Source organism: Dellaglioa sp. CoH-55-MRSF-7 (assembly GCF_056782235.1).
The window spans coordinates 258,671-277,580 of record NZ_JBXAYI010000001.1; the positions used below are offsets into that span (position 1 = coordinate 258,671).

The window sequence follows — 18,910 nt, forward strand, 5'->3', positions numbered from 1 at the left end:
TACTTAAAATATTCTTTCAAATTAAGTATACTAAATTATCAGAAGTTAACAAGAATATACGATTAATTTTTACTATTAAAGACGTTATCAAGCGATTTTTTCTGTTTTAAAGTTTATAATGAAATTAGTTTTTATAAGACAAGGGAGATTACTTTTATGCATTTAGCCATTATTGGTGCCGGACCACGAGGTCTGATTACACTTGAACGACTCATTGCTTGGCAACAAGCAGATCCTTCAAATTCACCACTTACTATTGATTTATATGATCCATATGGTGTTGGTGGGCGCGTATGGTCACCAACTCAACCACACGAATTAATCATGAATACCGCAGCTCAACAAATTAGTTTATTCTATGGAACAAGCGTCCAATCTATTGGTCCAGTTATCCCAGGACCAAACATTTTCGAATGGGCTCAATCTGATGCTCATGATTTTATCGAAATAAATAATTATTCAGCGGATTTTTTAACTGAAATTAAAGATTTACATCCAAACGATTATGCAACAAGAGCACTTTTTGGTGTTTATATCCAATGGTACTACGCTGAATTACTTAAACGTGCCTCTAACAATATCACAATTAATTTGAATAAAAGTACGGTTACACAAATTTCAAAAAAAGCTGATCAATTTGAAATCACAACCGCCTTACCTTCAGTTAGCATCGTTGACTATGTCGTAATGTCTTTAGGTAATCTTGAAAATGAATTATCTGTCGGACAAAAAAGATTTGATACATTCGCTACAGAAAACAAGTTAACTTATGTTTTACCAGGCTTTCCAAATGAAACAAAACTAGATCATATCACGCACGAAGATACTGTTATTTTACGTGGCTTAGGTCTTAGCTTCTTTGATTTAGTGACCCGTTTGACTGTAGGCCGTGGTGGTCTATTTAAGCGATTAGAGAACGGGCAACTACAATATCAAGCAAACGGTAACGAACCTCACATTGTGGCAGGTTCGCGTCGTGGATGGCCTTATCATGCCAAAGGGGATAATCAAAAATCACCCGGCGAAGAAACTCAAGCTCATTTTTTAACGGCGGCTAAAATGGCAGTTTTCATGGAAAATGGTACCGTTTCTTTCAATGAATTTTGGACCTTATTAAGTCATGACGTTGAATATCAATATTATTCATTACTTGTCGCACAGAATTATCCAAAAATCGATTTAACAAAATTCCAATTAGCTTTCTTAAAAGATCCTAAAGTAACCGTTGAGCGATCAATTATTCTTGAAGAAGATCGCTTTAATTGGGATCATCTAGGAAATCCAATGACTAAAAAACCTAATGAAGATTTCAAAGCCGTTATGTTAGACCATTTACAAAAAGATGCAGTAGATGCAAAATTAGGTACTAAGACCGGACCATTGACCAGTGCTCTTGAGGTTTTACGTGACTTACGTCTTCCGGTTAGACAATTAATTGATAACCGTCTCTTAACAGATGATGACTATTTAACTAACTTCTTAGGCTGGTTTAATTCATTAAATAACTTTTTAACAATCGGGCCTCCTACCATTAGAGTTGAACAATTACGGGCACTCGTTGAAGCTGATGTTGTTACACTATTAGAACCTGGAATGGTCGTCGATACTAAAGATCATCAATTTGAAACATATAGTGCAAACCAACCAGATCAACGCTACTTAGCAACAACTCTAATTGAAGCACGCGTTCCTGCTGTTCATGCGACAACAGCAACAAGTCCTTTAATAAAACAGTTACTCGATACAAAAATCGCCAATCCTTTAATTTTAAATCCAACTAAAGGTGATTCTGTTATAGATGGCGCAGTCAACGTTGACCCTGTCAGCAATTTATTACTAGATGAGCATAAGACACCGCAACCTGGTTTATACTTCTGGGGTGTTCCGACTGATGGTGTTCATTGGCTAACAGCTGCAAGTCCAAGACCTTTTGTAAATGATGTTAGTTTACGCACAGCTAATGATATTGTTAAAGCTATTTTTACAGAAGAGTCACATAAATAATAATTAAAAAAGTGAATCATACCCTATATTGAGAATAGAGTATGACTCACTTTTTTAATATCTTTTACCTATTAAATTGACGTTAATTAATCCTAAAATAATAATTTTCTACTTGAGGATAACATTATATTCTAAATCATGATAAAATCATTAACTAGATATCCATCAACATTTCTTTATTAATTATGCTACTTAAATCAAAGGAGAAAAATGATAAAATCAATTATGCACGATGAAATATTTCTCGCACAAAAAGCTGAGATTGCAACTAAAAATGATGGCTCAATCGTAACCGATTTATTAGATACATTAGAAGCAAATAAAGAGGTTTGTGTTGGAATGGCTGCCAATATGATTGGTGTGAATAAACGAATTATCGTTTGCCAATTTGGTAATCTAAATGTTCCCTTTATTAATCCTAAGATTACAAAAAAATCTGGACGTTACAACGTCAATGAAGGTTGCCTTTCGTTGACTGGCGAACGTCCAGCACAACGATATGATTCCATTACAGTTGATTATTTAGACAAATCATTTCAACCACAAACCCAAAAGTTTTCAGGTTGGATGGCACAAATCATTCAACACGAAGTCGATCATTGTGAAGGTATTATCATCTAAATGAAAAAATCTCGAGAAAATAAATTCTCGAGATTTTTTTATTATTTAAATTTAAGCTTGAGCAGTTGGATAAATCGTAAATTCATTAACATTAACTTCTTCTGGTTGATCAATGGCAAACTTAACCACGCGTGCAATTGCGACCGGATCAATTCCAACTTGTTCATAAAATGACGACATCCCTGAAAGGGTTTGTTCATCCGTAATAGTATTTAATAATTCTGTGTTAATTGCTGCTGGATATAAGGTTGATGTTCTTATATTTGTTTTTTCCATAGCACTTTCTGTCCTTAGAACTTCCATTAAATTACGGACAGCAAATTTTGTTGCGCCATAAACACCTGCATCTGGGAATGATTTAATGCCTGCAACAGATGATGTTGTAATAACATGTCCATGTTTTTGTTCAATAAATATAGGCAACACTGCAGCAATTCCGTTCAATACACCTTTGATATTGATATCAATCATATCATCCCATTCATCCGTTTTTAAAGCCGATAAGGGCGAGTTAGGCATGATTCCAGCATTATTGAATATAACATCTATCCCACCAAAAGTTTCTTGTGCTAAAGTAACTAAATTCTTAACGTCACTTGCCTTAGTGACATCAGTAACGGCATATGTTGCCTGACCACCATTCTTTTTAATTTCTTCAACAATCTTTGCTAACTTAGCTTCACGACGAGCACCTAAAACGACTTTAGCCCCACCTTCAGCTAACATTCTGGCCGTTGCTTCACCAATACCACTTGATGCTCCTGTAATAACAACAACTTTATTTTCTACTGACATATCATTATCCTCCAATTTAATTAGTATGTTTACATTACTCTTTAAAGTGCACTCTAAGTCAACAAAAAAAGACTCATTTTTATACAAAATAAAAGTGAGTCTCTAGTACCTATTTATTTAAACGGTAAGCAGCGTGATATAAAGGGCCTACGTATTCATTAAATGCAAAACCTGATTTAATTCCAGCAGTTACAAAATCTTTTGCTTTATAGACAGCTTCTTTAACTGACAATCCGTTTGCAAGGCCCGCAGTTATGGCCGCTGCAAATGTACATCCTGCTCCATGATTATAAGCAGGCGTTATCTTTTCAGTTTCTAAAACCTCAAATTGAGTTCCATCATAAAATAAATCAAGCGCCTTTTCACCCTTAAGAGCTTTACCGCCTTTAACAACGACATTTTTTGCACCTAACTCATGAATCTTAATAGCTGCTTGTTTCATGTCGTCAAGTGATTTCAAAGTTCCCATTCCAGATAAAACACCAGCTTCAAACAAATTAGGCGTTGTGACTGTCGCAATTGGGATCAATAAATCACGGATAGCATCAGCTGCTTCTGGATTTAATACTTCATCTTCACCTTTACAAACCATAACAGGATCAATCACAACATTCTTAATCTCTTTTTCTAAAATGCTTTCACGAGCTACTTCTGTAATTGCAACACTACCAAGCATCCCTGTTTTCATTGCAGCAATATCTCCGCCGGCACCTGTCGTTTTCAACTGTGCTTTTACTAATTCAGCATCCATAACAGTTACGTTATGTGCCCATCCAGCATCTGGATTCATGGTAACAATTGAAGTTAGCGCAACCATACCATAAGTTCCAAACTCTTCAAATGTTTTCAAATCTGCTTCCATACCAGCGCCACCACTTGCGTCGCTACCAGCAATTGTTAAAACCTTAGGAATTATTTTCGTCATTACTAATCTCCCTTTTATTGGATGATTTATTTTTAAATTAATATTATTTTATCATACGCCTTGTTATAAACAGCGATACTATTAGGAGTCTTACGCTTCAGAAATATATCGGTATCATTAAAGAGCCACTCAAAATTTTAAATGACAGCTTTCACTTCTTATAAACCTAATGACATAAAAAAAGTTTTTTTATTTATCTAATTTTTGATCGACACTTTTTGTTTCTCTTAATAAAAAGACTGCTGCTAGAATTCCAATAATCATAATGACCAATGATGTTAAAACAACTTGAATCATGCCTTTATCAAAAGCTGTTAAAACAATCTTTTGAACTTTATCAGCATAAGGAGTCGCTATTATTTTTTGACTCCACGCAACCATATGTCCAGAAAATGCTCCTGCATTTACTAAGGCTTGCTGAATACCCGTTGCAGCTACACTAGGAATATGACTATCACTAAAACCAGTGCTCAAACTTGATTCATATGCTTTAGTTTGTGCTAAACCAAGAATTACAACGCCTACTGTTATTCCAATTTGACGAAAAACATTCAATAAACCAGATGCCATGCCAATTTCTTTTGGATTAATATTATCCATAGCAGCAGTATTAATCATCGGATTAATAATAGCGTTACCCAATCCAGTTAATACAAGAAGCGGAAGTAATTGCATGTAGGTAAAGTCCGTTGTTGTTACCTGGCTAAACGTAAATAAACCAAGTGAGGCAACGATAAATCCAAGTGAAATCATCCACTTTTTACCAAACTTGTATCCTAGAACTCCTGTAAAAGGACCTAAGACAAGCGACCATAAACTCATAGGTAGTTGATGTAATCCCGTGGAAAAGGCTGAATATCCCATATAATTTTGCATTAAACTTGTTTGATAAGCGGCTAACGCAAAGATACCAGCACCAAGTGCAAATGCAAGAATTACAACACCAACAAAATGACGATTTGTTAATAATGTTAAATTCATCATTGGCGATTTAACTTTTAACTCTACAAAAACAAAGGCAGTTAAGATTAAAATTGATGCAATTAACCATCCCATAACATGCATATCAGTCCAAGCCCAATGCATATGTTGTTCTTTTTGAATTAAGCCATAAATACCAGCAAATAATCCAACTGCTGAAAGAATCATTCCTATAAAATCAATCGATTCCCCAGCGCCATATGCAGGTGTTTCTTTAACATTTCTAATAACCAAATAAATCGCAATGATACCGACCGGTAGATTAACAAAGAAAATTGAAGGCCAACCAAAGTTCTCAACTAAAAATCCACCAACTAAAGGTCCGATTGCTGTTGAGAATCCAATAACTGATCCTAAAATACCAAGTGCTGTCCCACGTTCTCGGCCTTCAAAGTTAGACGCAACTAACGCCATTGATAAACTCATCATTCCTGAACCACCAATTGCTTGAACTGCTCGACCAAAATCAAGAACTAATAAGTTTGGTGCAAGCCCATTTACAACAGATGCAATCGTAAACAAAATTGTACTAGCGATGAAGACTTTTTTTCGTCCAAACATATCACCTAATTTTGAAACAATTAATAAACTGACTGCATACATTAACGTATATGCATTTAATATCCATTGTAAATCACTAAATGTTGTTTTAAAATCAACTGCCATACTTGGTAAAGCAACATTTACAACAGTAACATCTAAAAGGCCCATAAAAACACCTAAACTCATAGCGAACAATGCTACCCAACGATTTGTTGCTTTTTTCATTTTTTATTCTCCTTTTGTATATCTTTAATTTGCTCCACTACACCAATATAATTCATACCACATATTTTAAAGCAATAAGTTTCATTCCATTTAGAATCATGGACGACCATTTTTCCAATACCAATCGTAACTTATATCCTGACATATTACGACTCATTAGTACTGTTAAAATTAATAATCTATACATATCACTTTAGCGTCTTTCTTCGAAGTCCTTTTAGAAATCACTATTAGACTCATATAAGTATAGTTTTTTTAGCCCTATTTGCAAGTTTTTTGTAAAGCTAATATTTTGCCAATATACCTTAATCATGATAAGTTTTACTTATAATAAGTAAATAAAAAGGAGATTTTATAATGGCAAAATTAACAGAAGATATGAAAAAAATGATTCCTGAACAACTTAATTTTCTTTCAACCGTAGATGAAAATGGGTTCCCACAAGTTGGTCCTAAAGGATCAATGCGTGTTTTTGATGATACGCATTTGATTTATAATGAAGAAACAGCTAAACATGCATTACACAATCTTCAAAATAATGGCCGTGCAGCTGTTGCTGTTATAGATCGTCCTAATCTAAAAGGCTTCCGGTTTGAAGGCACAGCACATTTAATTGATTCCGGTAAAATTTTTGACGATGCTGTTAAATTTGGTGAAGAACGCCATTTACCAAAAATGTACTATGCTGTCATCATTGATGTTGAACGTATTTACAAATTAGATGCTGGCCCAACTGCTGGTGATTTAATTGCTGATTAAATATTAAGACAAAAGGACTAAATCCCGTAAATGGGATTTAGTCCTTTTGTCTTATTTTTGAGCTAATTGTTCTAAAATAGCTAATCCAACACCATCTTCATCATTCTTTTTTGCATGATGATTAGAAATATCTTTATTAATTTGATGACCATTCTCCATTGCATAACTGATACCTGCAGCTTTTAACATCGATATATCATTCAAATTATCGCCAATTGCCATCACTTCTGACATAGGAATACCCATACTATCAGCAAATTTTTTCAACGCAATCCCTTTTTGTGCATTAACATGATTAACTTCAAGATTATTATCCCCTGAAGAAGTCACAATGAGTGTTTCATTTTCTTCAATTTTATTTTTTAAAACAGATAAGTCATCTGATTCATCCGTTTTTCGAATAAGAAATTTAAACAAATCTATTTCAGAATCATCAATAATTTCACTGTAATCGTCTATATAATGAATAGGATTTAAGTTTAATTTGATAACCGCTTCATCATATTTAAGAGGATCATCTGAATAAACACCTTTTGACGTCATAACTTTGAAAAAGGCATGTTCATTCTTCAAAAATTTAATGAGTTTTTGTGCCTCTTTTTTTGATATTGGAAAACTATTAATTTGTTTGCCTTCCTCAGTTACCGTAGCGCCCCCATTATAATTAATCATCGGTGCACTAATACCTGCTGCGTCAATTAAGGGTTTTACCTCATCATAACTTCGTCCAGTGGCAACAACAAAAGTCACTCCCATTTCTTGAGCCTTCTTAATAGCCGCTGCGTTACCCTTCGAAATACTATTTTCATTATTTAATAACGTGCCGTCCATATCTGATGCGATAATTTTAATCATACTTACTAGACACTCCTCTGATTTCAGTTTAGTAGCAACTTAAGCATAGCATGCCACCTAAATAGTGTAAACGTTAACATCTAGACAAAATTAAAAAAGACTACTAATCTATAGTAATCTTTTCTAATTTATGTTTCCTAACCTAACTAATTTAATTATCGATTGTTATGCTAATTCCCGTTAATCTATTTGAGAATATTGATAATTTACTTGCATAACTTGGATGATCATTATTAGCTTGAACAACTTGTTTAAGTGTACCAAAGTCATCCGTAATAATACCATCAACGTTCATAAATAACATCTTTTGCATAATCGTTTCATCATTTACAGTCCAAGCATAGACATCCTGGTTCTTATCATGTGCCTTGCTCACAAATGAGTCATCTAGAGTTGTAGCTTCCATAGTGTACGCATTTGCTGGTGTTTCTGGAAATGATATATTATATGGAATAATAAAACTGATATAAAGCTTTGGTGCTTGTTTTTTTACTTGTGAAACAACATCATAACTTAAAGAATGAATTCGATCCTTATCAGCTAATAGTCTTTTTTGATATTTTTTAACAAAGTTTTTAGTCATATTGGGACTATCTTGCGGAGATACTTTGATTTCAACTAATAATTTTTGATGATTCTTCTCTGCTGCCTTTAAATATTCATCGAAACTTGGAATTTTAGCTGAATAACCATTTTCACGAACAGTTAATGCTGTTAACTCGGATAATGTTAAATCATGTACTGTCCGATTAACATTCGCTAAATTTTCCAAATTTGGATCATGCATAACAACAAATTTATGGTCTTTTGTTTCTTGAATATCCATTTCGATGTAATCAGGTTTCTCTTTAGCTGTTTTTTCTAAGGCAGGAATGGTATTTTGTACACCATTTCCATCATCAACTCCACGGTGAGAAATAAGAACTGGATAGTCATTTAGCATCCCCTTTAAGTAAACATAATTATAAATAGAAGCTGTCCCTGCAACTAGTATCAGGAGAACAACGACACTAACTTTCTGTAATTTAATAAAGCGTTTCTCTTTATAGAATGTTTCTTGAACGGGTTTCAAATGCGGTTGTTGTTCTTCAAAAACATCTAGCGCAATACCTAACAACATAGTCACACTTAAAGCTAATACGATTTGTCCTAAAATTTCCAAAATAAACAGATTAAACATCACAATCATAAATGCTTGATTTTGAAAATGATTATCTACATAGTTCTGAATTAGGAACAAACTAATTTGAACAATTCCTGATATAAAAGCTATAGAAGCCGTAATTACTAATCCTTTTGTGACGGTTATCCAAAATTTGCCACGTCCAGCTTCCCAACTTTGTTTAATTAAATGACCGATTCTTTTTTCTGAACTAAACAACATAGTTGGAATAAAACTAATTAATCGGATAGAGAAGAAAAATGCTACACCATAGACTAAAAGTATTGGGCCCCAGATAGCTGGACTTGTCCACATATCTTGAAGAATAAAATCTGGAATAGTCACCTTATTTAATAAAGTAGATGTAAATAAGACTTGTCCAAATGGTAAAATTAAAACGAAGTAAAAAATAACGAGCAACGCTGTTAAAGGACGTAACTCTAAAACGTCATGAATTGATTGTTTTAATAATGACTTAAATTCAATTTTTAAATCATAACGAATAGCTTGAATACCCCTGATCATGAAAGACATTTGAATATAAACAATACTTAATATAACTAATATAACAAGGATAAACTCAATTAATAATATAGGTTTATCCTCAATAACCGAAATAATGTTAGTATAGGTTAAATATTCGACTTGGTTACTACTAAGTATCTGGCTTACCACCCAAGTTAAGATTGGTTGTACCACTGCAGATAAAATATAATTAGTAACAACTACTAAAATAAAATACAATTTCCAGTGTTGAAAAAATTCCTTATAACTTTGATTTAAAAAATGAAATGTTCTACGCATATTTTCCCCCAATTAAATATTTAATATGTACTTTATACTATCATAGCCTTACCTTTTTTTACATTTATTGACTTTATCCGCGTAAAAATTGAATCTTACTACCTTAGCGTGGTAAATTAGATAGTATCGTTTCTCATAAAAGGAGTTCATCATGTTAAAACATAAAAAAGGTTGGTTTATCTTATTATTCTTAGTCCTAATCGTCTCTATTGGTTCATTATTCTTTTTCATTCAAAATTCTCACTCCGTTTCCAATACTAATCACCAAAAAAATAGCTCTAAAAAGGTAAGTTCATCTTTACCCAAGAAAACTATTAAGAAAAATAAGCTCATTTCAAATACTAAAATAGACAGTTCGCATTGGAAATCATTTAAGGGCCAGACCGAATTTCCAATTTTAATGTATCATAGTATTTCTGTTGGAAATTCACTTCGTATTCCTGAAGCACAATTTGCCCATCAAATGCAGTGGCTTAAAAAAAATGGTTACTACACGTTATCACCTGCTGAAGCTATCGAAGTTTTTAAAACACATAAAAAACCTGCTAATAAAATTGTTTGGATTACTTTTGATGATGGTTACAAGGATAACTATGAAAAAGCTTATCCTGCTCTCAAAAAATATCATCAAAAAGCAACCATCAACTATATTACAAGCCACTTTGGCCACATAAACAAACTAACTATGCCACAAATGAACGAGATGCGAAAATCAGGTTTAGTAAGTATTCAAAGTCATACTGTCCATCATGAGGAACTTAATCAGATGACCGATGCACAACAAACTTTTGAATTTAAGAATTCGAAAAAATGGCTAAACAATAAATTTCATCAAGAGACATCAATTATTTGTTATCCAGTTGGTCGCTTCAATAACCAGACCGCTAAACTTGCTAAAGATGCAGGCTACAAACTTGGTCTAACGACATTACCAGGACTCGCTAATGAAAGCCAAGGACTATTCACCTTGCATCGTGTCCGTATCTCACCCGATTTATCAGATATTTCTTACAAGTATCTTTTAGAACACGGCATGTAAACAACACAAAAAAAAGGAATAAATCGCTGTTTGATTACAGTGATTTATTCCTTTTTTTTGTTAAACATTTTAATACACCGAAAGAATTATTTAATTAAGCTTAGTTCTAACCCTAATGCTTCTGCGACACGTGTTCCGTATTCCTTATCAGCTTGATAAAACTGTTTAGTTTCACGAATCTTTATCTCAATATCTTTAACTTGTCCCAGATTTAATTTAATATTTTCAATTAAACGTGCTTTTTCATCAGTAGGTAACAATCGATATAATTTACCGGCAGCAGTATAATAATCCTCATTTACTGAATAGTTGCCTACTTTTCCATCCAATGTATCACCATGAACTTCTGCATGGCGATTTTCTTCAGGTCCACCTAAACTGTTGGGCTCATAGTTAACATCACCGTTCTGATTTTGCGCCATTAAACCATCTCGTTCATAATTATGAACCTCATTTTTAGGACGGTTAGTTGCCAATTGTTCATAGTTAGCACCTAATCTATATCTTGCAGCATCTTTATAACCAAATAAGCGTCCTTGGAGTAATTTATCTGGTGAGGCTTCAATTCCTGGAACGAAGTTAGCTGGTGAAAATGCTAATTCTTCAATATCTTCAAAATTATTTTTTGGATTTTCATCTAAAACCATTTGGCCAATTTCAATTAATGGATAGTCCTTTTGCGAAATAACTTTCGTAACATCAAAGATATCTTGCGGATAGGCTAATCCTGCTTTGTAAGGCACAATTTGTACGGCTACTGTCCAACTGGGGTAATCTTGATCCTCAATCGCATTATACAAATCATTTTGTAAGTAATCAGAATCTTTTCCTCTTAATTCTTCAGCAACCTCATTACTTAAATTATGAACACCTTGGTTTGTTTTGAAATGATATTTAACCCAAAATTGTTCACCTTGCTTGTTTACCCATTTAAAAGTATGACTTCCATAACCGTGCATCATTCGGTAACTAGCAGGGATCCCACGATCACTCATAAGCATTGTTACTTGGTGAACTGTTTCAGGTGATAACGACCAGAAATCCCACTGCATATCCTGACTTCTAGCATGCGTTTTTGGGTCACGCTTTTGGGAATGTATAAAATCTGGGAATTTCAAAGCATCATTAATAAAGAAAACGGGCGTATTATTACCCACAATATCGTAGTTACCTTCATCTGTATAAAATCTTACTGCAAATCCTCGTACATCTCGATAAGTATCCGGATAACCTGCCTCACCAGCTACTTGTGAAAAACGGGTTATGACTGGCGTTTTCTTGCCCAAACCATTGAAAAGACCTGCCATAGTATAATCACTCATATCTCTAGTTAATTCAAAATAGCCTTTAGCCCCTGCCCCTTTTGCATGGACCACTCTTTCTGGAATACGTTCTCGATTAAAATGTGCCAATTTTTCTAGTAATTGGTAATCTTGAACTAAAACCGGTCCACGAGCCCCAGCTGTTTGTGAATTTTGATTATTCGCCCATGTTTGACCTTCATTTGTTGTTAAATCCCCCATGATGATTCCTCCTATTATCTTATTTATAAGTCCAATCCTAGCACCTAAACTGATAATTACAATTATTTTGACTTTTATAACTTGAATCGGAAAGTAGGTTTTAAATATCATAGTGAGTTCTAGTTAATGTTTATTTTTTTATCATTTTATGACATTTTAAATCAAATAATAACAAAAAGCCTTGATAACATAGTATTGTTATCAAGGTTTTAAAATTAATTTTATCTAGTTTTTTAAGAAAACTGTTACAGAAGCCGCAATTACAATTAGTATAAGACCAATAATAATAACTAACCATTCTTTACCCGTTTTTTTAGTGCGCATAACGACAATTCCTGAAATCGTTGCTCCAACAATTGAAACTTGTGAAAGGACGAATCCAGTTGCCAATCCAAGCATTGCAGGTTGAGCTGAAACTAAATAACCCAATGCTGCCATTGCAAAGAAGAAACCAGAAAAAATTTGTTTGTACGTAACACTTTGTGTAAAAATGTTATTTTTATTTTTCGTTAATTCATAAATTCCAAGAATTAATCCAAATGCTGCCATCCCGATAGCTTGTGCTAAAAACATATGCATACCATCAGTATTTTTAGTATATTGTGGAAGGATACCATATAATGAATAACCAACTTGGGCAATCAATAAGACACCAACTGCCTTTGTAAGTAGTTCTTTATTTCCAGCTGATTTCTTTTCTTGATAAGTTGTCATATAAGCTCCAACCAAGATAACAAATACAGCGATGAATCCATATAATTTTGATGAAACTGGACCCCAGTTACCAAGCATTACAACACCCCAAACTACATTTGCTGTAATTTGGAAAGCTGTTGAGATTGGCATTGCTTTAGCAGAACCTAAAGCATTTCCATCCTGATCTTTCATCCCAAAAGCCATAATAGTTAAAACATTTCCAAAGGCCCAAGCTGCCCCTGAGAAAAATGCTAACCAAAAATTAGAACCTTGTAACATGGGCATTCCCATGACTAATGAAAGGACGATTGCAACAATCAAAGTTCCCCATGTTGCTCCAAAAATACCTTGAACTGGTTTACCGCCAAAATATGATACTAAAGTTGGATATGCACTCCAACCAATAATTGCTAAAAGTGAGAAAAATAATCCTAACATATTCATTTTTATATCATCCTATCCTTATATTAATAACTATTTAATTGCTTCGCCTTCAAAATCAACATTTGATTCCAAAACGATATTTGAAAATGGTGTGATTTCACCTGTTCGTACTGTAGCAATATTATTATCATCACGACTCATCGATTTCAATTCATCATGTGAAATGAAAACAACTTCAACATCATCATCTAATAAAGCCTTGATAGCAGCATATTGTTCAGGATTAACCGTTTTAATTTCTTCAGCTAAAAAAGCTTTTTGAATTTTCATTTCAGAAAGTGTTGCAGCTAAAACATCAATAAATAATGGTAATCCACGTACGATTGAAAGATCAATTTTACGTCCATCATCCTTAATTGGTAGGCCTGAGTCACCAATTGTTAACCATTGTGTATGTCCAATTTCAGAAATAGCATTTGATAATTTTGTATTCAAAAGATTAGTTTTACGCATAATTTATCTCCCATTCAACAATTTAAATTTATTTATTAGCATCCAAAACAGCTAATACAGCAGATTCAGTTGGAATACTTGGTTGTGCACCAGCATGTGACACCGTTACAGATGAAGCAGCTGATCCATAACGCATAGCTTCAGCTAAATTATCTAAATTAGCATGTAAACGTGTTGCTGTAGCACCAATAAAAGTATCGCCGGCAGCAGTTGTATCAACAGCCTTAACCTTAAATGCTGGAACGACTCCTTCTTCACCATTATCACGCATGTAGAAAGAACCTTCTGAGCCAATTGTAATGATTACGGTATTAATTCCACGTTCAAAATAGTACGCAGCATTGTGTATCATTGAATGTTCATCAGTCACTTCTATCCCAGTCAATAAGAATGTTTCATGTTCATTTGGTGTAATAATATCAGTTAATTCTAATAATTCAGCTGGTAGTCCACCATTTTCAGGCATTGGAGCTGGGTTCAAAATTGTTTTAACACCATGTTCGCGTGCAATCTTGAAACCTTCAATAACTGATTCTGTTGGAATTTCTAATTGCGCAATCAAAAAATCTGATTCAGCAATGGCAGCTTCATGTGCGCGTACATCAGCTGGTGTCATATCAGCATTAGCGCCACCATAAATATGGATAATATTATCGCCTGTTTCGGCTGAAACAGTAATATAAGCTTGTCCAGTTTCTTCAGTATCTGAAACAATCACATGTTCAGTGCTTAAGTTTTCAACATTCATATTCTTTGAGGTATCAAATTCTTTACCAACTTTTGTAATCATGTTAGTCTTTGCACCAGAACGTGCAGCGGCAACACCTTGGTTCAATCCTTTTCCACCCATTGCTTCAACTTGATGATTTGGTGTGTGTAAAGTTTCGCCGCTAGTTGCGAAACGGGGTACAGAAACAACCTTATCAATATTAGTTGAGCCCAAAACAGTAATAACTTTTGCCATAACGTTTCTCCTTCATTTCTTTGATATATTTATCAAATAGAATGTGTATTCGATTACATCAATATAATACATATTATTTGCTTTGGCAAGCGCTTTCTGGTTTTAACTGCTAAAACTACCGACTTTTTCGCCAATTATTGACTAATACAAAAAAACCTGATGACATAAAATTGTCATCAGGTTTTTTATTAATATTAAAGTTTAATTTTGCTTACGATGTTTAATTTGTCATCAAGATCGTAAACAACTGGTTCGCCAGTTGCCATTTCAACGCCCATGATGTCTGCATCAGAGATGTTTTCAATGTATTTTGTAAGGGCACGTAATGAGTTACCATGTGCAGCAACGATTACATTTTTGCCTTCAAGTAATTTAGGAGCGATTTCGTCTTCCCAGAAAGGAATAACACGTTCCAAAGTAACTTTTAAGTTTTCGCCACCTGGGATAGCTTTAGGATCTAAATCAGCATAACGACGATCGTTAGCTGCTGAACCTTCATCAGTTGCGCTTAAAAGTGGAGGTAATGTATCGTATGAACGACGCCATACAAGAACTTGATCTTCACCGAATTGTTCTGCTGCTTCGGCTTTGTTTTGGCCTTGTAATGCACCATAATGACGTTCATTTAAGCGCCATGATTTGATTTCAGGAACCCATAATTGGTCTGAACCTTCAAGTGCGTAATGTAATGTTTTAATAGCACGTGTTAAAACAGATGTATAAGCTTGATCAAATTCGATTCCAGCTTCTTTAATCTTTTTACCAGCTGCTTGTGCTTCAGCAACGCCTTGTTCGCTCAAGTTAACATCTACCCAACCTGTGAAAAGGTTAGATAAGTTCCATTCACTTTGTCCGTGACGAATAAATACTAATTTTGCCATAAGATAAAATCCTCTTTTTCTATTTTTAGTTTACTGGTTTATTTTACACTGAAATGAAATAAATTAATAGTCTAATTTAAGCGATTTAGCTTTGCACTTTTGAGTCCCTTTAACAACTGATCAACAGCTGTTTGAACCGTTCCTAAATCAGTTGCCAAATTCATTCGAATAAAGCCTGGCGTTTCTTCACTAAACCATTGTCCATAATCAATAGCTAAGCCACACTCATTCTGAATAAATTCTTTCATCCGACTGGGATTTACATATGCTGAAAGGTCAATCCACATCAAGTATGTGCCTTCTAGTTCACTAATTTTAATTTCTGGAAATTTATTGACTAATTGGTGGCTGACTTCTAAATAATTGGTCCTTACGATACTCAGAATTTCATCTAACCAAACTGCTCCTGAACGATAAGCCGCCTCTCCAGCAACACATCCCATTAAACTACCCTCAGGTTTGTTCAAACGCTGTACCATTTTATCGTACTTAGCTCGTAATTGCGCGTTTGGAATAATGATATGCGAGTTTTGTAAAGCAGCTAAATTAAATGTTTTTGAGGGAGCATTAACGACAACCATATTATCTCGATAACGACCTTCGTCTATTGATAAAGCTGATACAAATGGTTTTTTTCCCACAATTAAATCTTGATGAATTTCATCCGAAATTACCATCACTTTATTTTCACGACAAATTTCAAAGAGTTGTGTCAGTTCAGCTTCAGTCCAGACGCGACCAACTGGATTATGCGGTGAACAATGAATAAGTAATTTAACGTGATTAGCTTTCATATCTCGTTCAATTGCTTCAAAATCCATTTCATATTGATTATTTTCATGTTTCAAAGGTGTTCGTACGATACGTCTGTTATTATCTTCAATTGCACTATAAAAAGGGTAATATACTGGTGTTTGAACTAAGACGCTATCACCTGGTTCCGTCATTAAATCGACTAATTGATATAATGAATTTACAACCCCTGTTCCAAATCTCATCCATTCCTTATGCAGTTCAATCCCATAGCGAGATTGTTGCCAATCAAAAAAGGCATCATAATATGAATCAGGAATTGTTGAATAACCAAAAACACCATGTTGTACCCGTGCTATTAAAGCATCAGTTACGGCTTTAGGTGCTTTAAAATCCATATCTGCAACCCACAGTGGCAATAATTTATCATCGCCATATTGCTCTTTTAAACTATCCCATTTAACTGAATTTGTATTTTTTCTATTCACTCTAAAATCAGCTAAAAATTTATTTTTCTTTACCATCAGTTTGACTATCCTTCCTTATTCCTTTAATTTTACCAATCCGTCCTTTAGATCCAGGAATTGACTTCACACCCAAGATATCCAAGAAGAATGTGAAAATGGGAATTCCGACAATCAAGCCCCACGTTCCAAATAATTCTTCACTGACTAACAAGATTACAAATGTAAAGAATATAGGTAGTTCTGTCCGACTTGACATAAATTTAGGATTTAATACATATGATTCTAATAAATGAACGACCATTAACATAATTAAGATGTAAACCACATCACGTACGCCACCAACCGAATAACCAACTAAACTTAATGGAATACATGAAATTAATACCCCTGCGACTGGAATTAAACTTAATAAGAAAATTAATATTCCTAAAGGCAAGAGCTGTGGCATATGCATGAAGTACAACCCAATCACAGTAATAACTGTATTAACAGTTGCGATAAAGAATTGTGCTTCAATAACGACACCAAATGATTTAACAAATTTTTCACCAAAGAAGTAAATATCCTGGAAAAACCAACCAAAATCACTTGATAAAAAGTTTTTTGAGAAATGTGTCATCTGATCTTTTTCAATCGTATAAAAGAAGCTTAAAATAAGCGATAATAAAAATGTTGCTGCCATAAAACCAATGCTCGTTATATATTGAAATACAAGCGTAAAACTACTTTTTAATTGTGGCACAATTTGAGATTTACCAATAGATTTAAGTACCCATTCCATCACAAGATTTGTATCTTTACCTGGATGACGATAAAAATTAATCACATAATGTGCCATTGAAACTGTTTGCGAAACTAAAATAGGAAAATACTTAGTAACTGCCAAATAAAGCAGCGCGATAATTGCCAGATATACTCCTATAACAATTATTCGACTATTAATTGATGAATGTCTTTGAATAACATTTATCAATCGGACTACTAAATATGTAAATATAAAAGTTAATAGAACAATGCTAATGACATCTTTCGCAAGAAAAATAACACCCATAATTACACAAAGTACAACAAATCTACGTAACTTAATATTTTCAATAAAACTTTGCCAAATTTCCAATAGACACACTCCTTTAACTATAGTCTTCATTGTACAAAATATTTACTAAAATGTCTGTAATTCTTACCTTTTTGTTCTAAAATAATTATCTCTCCGGAAAGTTGACGACTTGTCGTCTATTAAAACTTATGGTTAACTATGAAGATTGACTCTACGAAAGGAGTACTCTTGTATGGCTGAATTAATTTACAAACAACTGATTAGTAAACTTAAAAAAAGAATCGCTGCAGATGAATTTCCCGACATGAAACTCCCTGATGAACGTAGTTTGAGTGAAACTTATAAAATTAGTCGTAGTTCAGTAAAACGAGCTCTTAGCCAAATGGCTAACGACGGTATTATTTTTAAAAAACGCGGTTCCGGCACCTTCATTAATCCCTTATATTTAAAAAATAAAACCGTTTTTAATTATGAAGGCTCTAACTTAGGTGTTACAGACGGATTTGAAATGAATGGTAAAAGCCCTAAAGTTAAAGTACTAAGTTTTGAAGTTATTGCGCCCTCAGAAGATTTACAACGCAATCTTTTCTTAGACACAGATGATTTTGTCTACAAGATTGTTCGCTTACGTTTATTTGAAAAAACGCCTTTTATGATTGAAACAGGCTATATTCCAATTAAGATTGTTCCTAATTTATCTCAAACAATTGTTAAAGGATCAATTTTTAATTATTTGGAGGATATTCAGAATCAATCAGTTACTAAATCGTCGCTTTCAATCTACGCTGAACCATCAGACGAAAATGATCAAAAACTTTTAAATTTAAAACCAACTGAACCAGTTAGTATAATGGATGGTATTTTCTTCTTAGATAATGGTACCCCATTTGAATATTCAAGTATGAGATTTCATTATAAATTTTCTAAATTTAATACTTTCATGGCCGTTAAATAGGCTA

Annotated in this window: 17 protein-coding genes; 5 read left to right on the forward strand and 12 right to left on the reverse strand. The window is 33.8% G+C overall.

Annotated elements, in window-relative coordinates; genetic code table 11:
• Positions 1-156: 156 nt before the first annotated feature.
• Positions 157-2,004, forward strand: coding sequence for an FAD/NAD(P)-binding protein (locus AC1RPU_RS01175; RefSeq protein WP_481761040.1), 1,848 nt, complete (start codon positions 157-159; stop codon positions 2,002-2,004).
• Positions 2,005-2,214: 210 nt separating this feature from the next.
• Entirely contained in the window at positions 2,215-2,625 is a 411-nt protein-coding gene (locus tag AC1RPU_RS01180; protein WP_481761041.1) for a peptide deformylase, read from the forward strand.
• Between the two features lie 51 nt (positions 2,626-2,676).
• Here the strand turns inward: AC1RPU_RS01180 and AC1RPU_RS01185 are convergent, their stop codons facing one another.
• From AC1RPU_RS01185 to AC1RPU_RS01195, 3 genes are all read right to left on the reverse strand, one after another.
• Complete coding sequence (locus AC1RPU_RS01185) at positions 2,677-3,420, reverse strand: SDR family oxidoreductase (RefSeq protein ID WP_481761042.1); 744 nt, start codon at positions 3,418-3,420, stop codon at positions 2,677-2,679.
• 109 nt (positions 3,421-3,529) lie between these two features.
• Entirely contained in the window at positions 3,530-4,345 is an 816-nt protein-coding gene (gene thiD, locus AC1RPU_RS01190; protein ID WP_481761043.1) for a bifunctional hydroxymethylpyrimidine kinase/phosphomethylpyrimidine kinase, read from the reverse strand.
• 189 nt (positions 4,346-4,534) lie between these two features.
• On the reverse strand, positions 4,535-6,094 hold the full coding sequence (locus AC1RPU_RS01195; protein WP_481761044.1) for an MFS transporter: 1,560 nt from the start codon (positions 6,092-6,094) through the stop codon (positions 4,535-4,537).
• A 357-nt stretch (positions 6,095-6,451) separates the two neighbouring features.
• On the opposite strand from AC1RPU_RS01195, the gene AC1RPU_RS01200 reads away from it, so the two are divergent.
• The gene (locus AC1RPU_RS01200; protein ID WP_481761045.1) at positions 6,452-6,853 is read left to right on the forward strand and encodes a pyridoxamine 5'-phosphate oxidase family protein; all 402 of its coding nucleotides are present in this window, start codon (positions 6,452-6,454) and stop codon (positions 6,851-6,853) included.
• A gap of 51 nt (positions 6,854-6,904) precedes the next feature.
• On the opposite strand, the gene AC1RPU_RS01205 is transcribed toward AC1RPU_RS01200, so the two are convergent.
• On the reverse strand, positions 6,905-7,708 hold the full coding sequence (locus AC1RPU_RS01205; protein ID WP_481761046.1) for a Cof-type HAD-IIB family hydrolase: 804 nt from the start codon (positions 7,706-7,708) through the stop codon (positions 6,905-6,907).
• A 151-nt stretch (positions 7,709-7,859) separates the two neighbouring features.
• The gene (locus AC1RPU_RS01210) at positions 7,860-9,674 is read right to left on the reverse strand and encodes a glycerophosphoryl diester phosphodiesterase membrane domain-containing protein (RefSeq protein WP_481761047.1); all 1,815 of its coding nucleotides are present in this window, start codon (positions 9,672-9,674) and stop codon (positions 7,860-7,862) included.
• Positions 9,675-9,825: 151 nt separating this feature from the next.
• Here AC1RPU_RS01210 and AC1RPU_RS01215 point away from each other — a divergent pair, with 151 nt between their 5' ends.
• Positions 9,826-10,713 (forward strand): polysaccharide deacetylase family protein, encoded by an 888-nt coding sequence (locus AC1RPU_RS01215; protein ID WP_481761048.1) that lies wholly within the window; start codon positions 9,826-9,828, stop codon positions 10,711-10,713.
• Positions 10,714-10,799: 86 nt separating this feature from the next.
• Here the strand turns inward: AC1RPU_RS01215 and AC1RPU_RS01220 are convergent, their stop codons facing one another.
• The 7 genes from AC1RPU_RS01220 to AC1RPU_RS01250 all read right to left on the reverse strand — a co-directional run bounded on the left by AC1RPU_RS01220 (position 10,800) and on the right by AC1RPU_RS01250 (position 18,011).
• Complete coding sequence (locus AC1RPU_RS01220; protein WP_481761145.1) at positions 10,800-12,239, reverse strand: catalase; 1,440 nt, start codon at positions 12,237-12,239, stop codon at positions 10,800-10,802.
• Between the two features lie 222 nt (positions 12,240-12,461).
• Positions 12,462-13,376 carry a GRP family sugar transporter gene (locus AC1RPU_RS01225; protein ID WP_481761049.1) on the reverse strand — a complete coding sequence of 305 codons (915 nt, stop codon included), beginning with the start codon at positions 13,374-13,376 and terminating at the stop codon, positions 12,462-12,464.
• A 30-nt stretch (positions 13,377-13,406) separates the two neighbouring features.
• Complete coding sequence (gene rbsD, locus AC1RPU_RS01230) at positions 13,407-13,829, reverse strand: D-ribose pyranase (RefSeq protein ID WP_409021800.1); 423 nt, start codon at positions 13,827-13,829, stop codon at positions 13,407-13,409.
• A 28-nt stretch (positions 13,830-13,857) separates the two neighbouring features.
• Positions 13,858-14,793, reverse strand: coding sequence for a ribokinase (rbsK, locus tag AC1RPU_RS01235; protein WP_481761050.1), 936 nt, complete (start codon positions 14,791-14,793; stop codon positions 13,858-13,860).
• 194 nt (positions 14,794-14,987) lie between these two features.
• A complete protein-coding gene (locus AC1RPU_RS01240) occupies positions 14,988-15,674 on the reverse strand; it encodes a 2,3-diphosphoglycerate-dependent phosphoglycerate mutase (RefSeq protein WP_409021802.1) in 687 nt (228 codons plus the stop codon).
• Between the two features lie 71 nt (positions 15,675-15,745).
• The gene (locus tag AC1RPU_RS01245; RefSeq protein ID WP_481761051.1) at positions 15,746-16,951 is read right to left on the reverse strand and encodes a MalY/PatB family protein; all 1,206 of its coding nucleotides are present in this window, start codon (positions 16,949-16,951) and stop codon (positions 15,746-15,748) included.
• Positions 16,935-18,011 (reverse strand): AI-2E family transporter, encoded by a 1,077-nt coding sequence (locus AC1RPU_RS01250; protein WP_481761052.1) that lies wholly within the window; start codon positions 18,009-18,011, stop codon positions 16,935-16,937. Before AC1RPU_RS01250 ends, AC1RPU_RS01245 begins: the two co-directional genes overlap by 17 nt.
• 172 nt (positions 18,012-18,183) lie before the next feature.
• Between AC1RPU_RS01250 and AC1RPU_RS01255 the strand changes: the two genes are divergently transcribed.
• Positions 18,184-18,906, forward strand: a complete 723-nt coding sequence (locus tag AC1RPU_RS01255) for a GntR family transcriptional regulator (protein WP_481761053.1) — start codon at positions 18,184-18,186, stop codon at positions 18,904-18,906.
• Positions 18,907-18,910 lie beyond the last annotated feature (4 nt).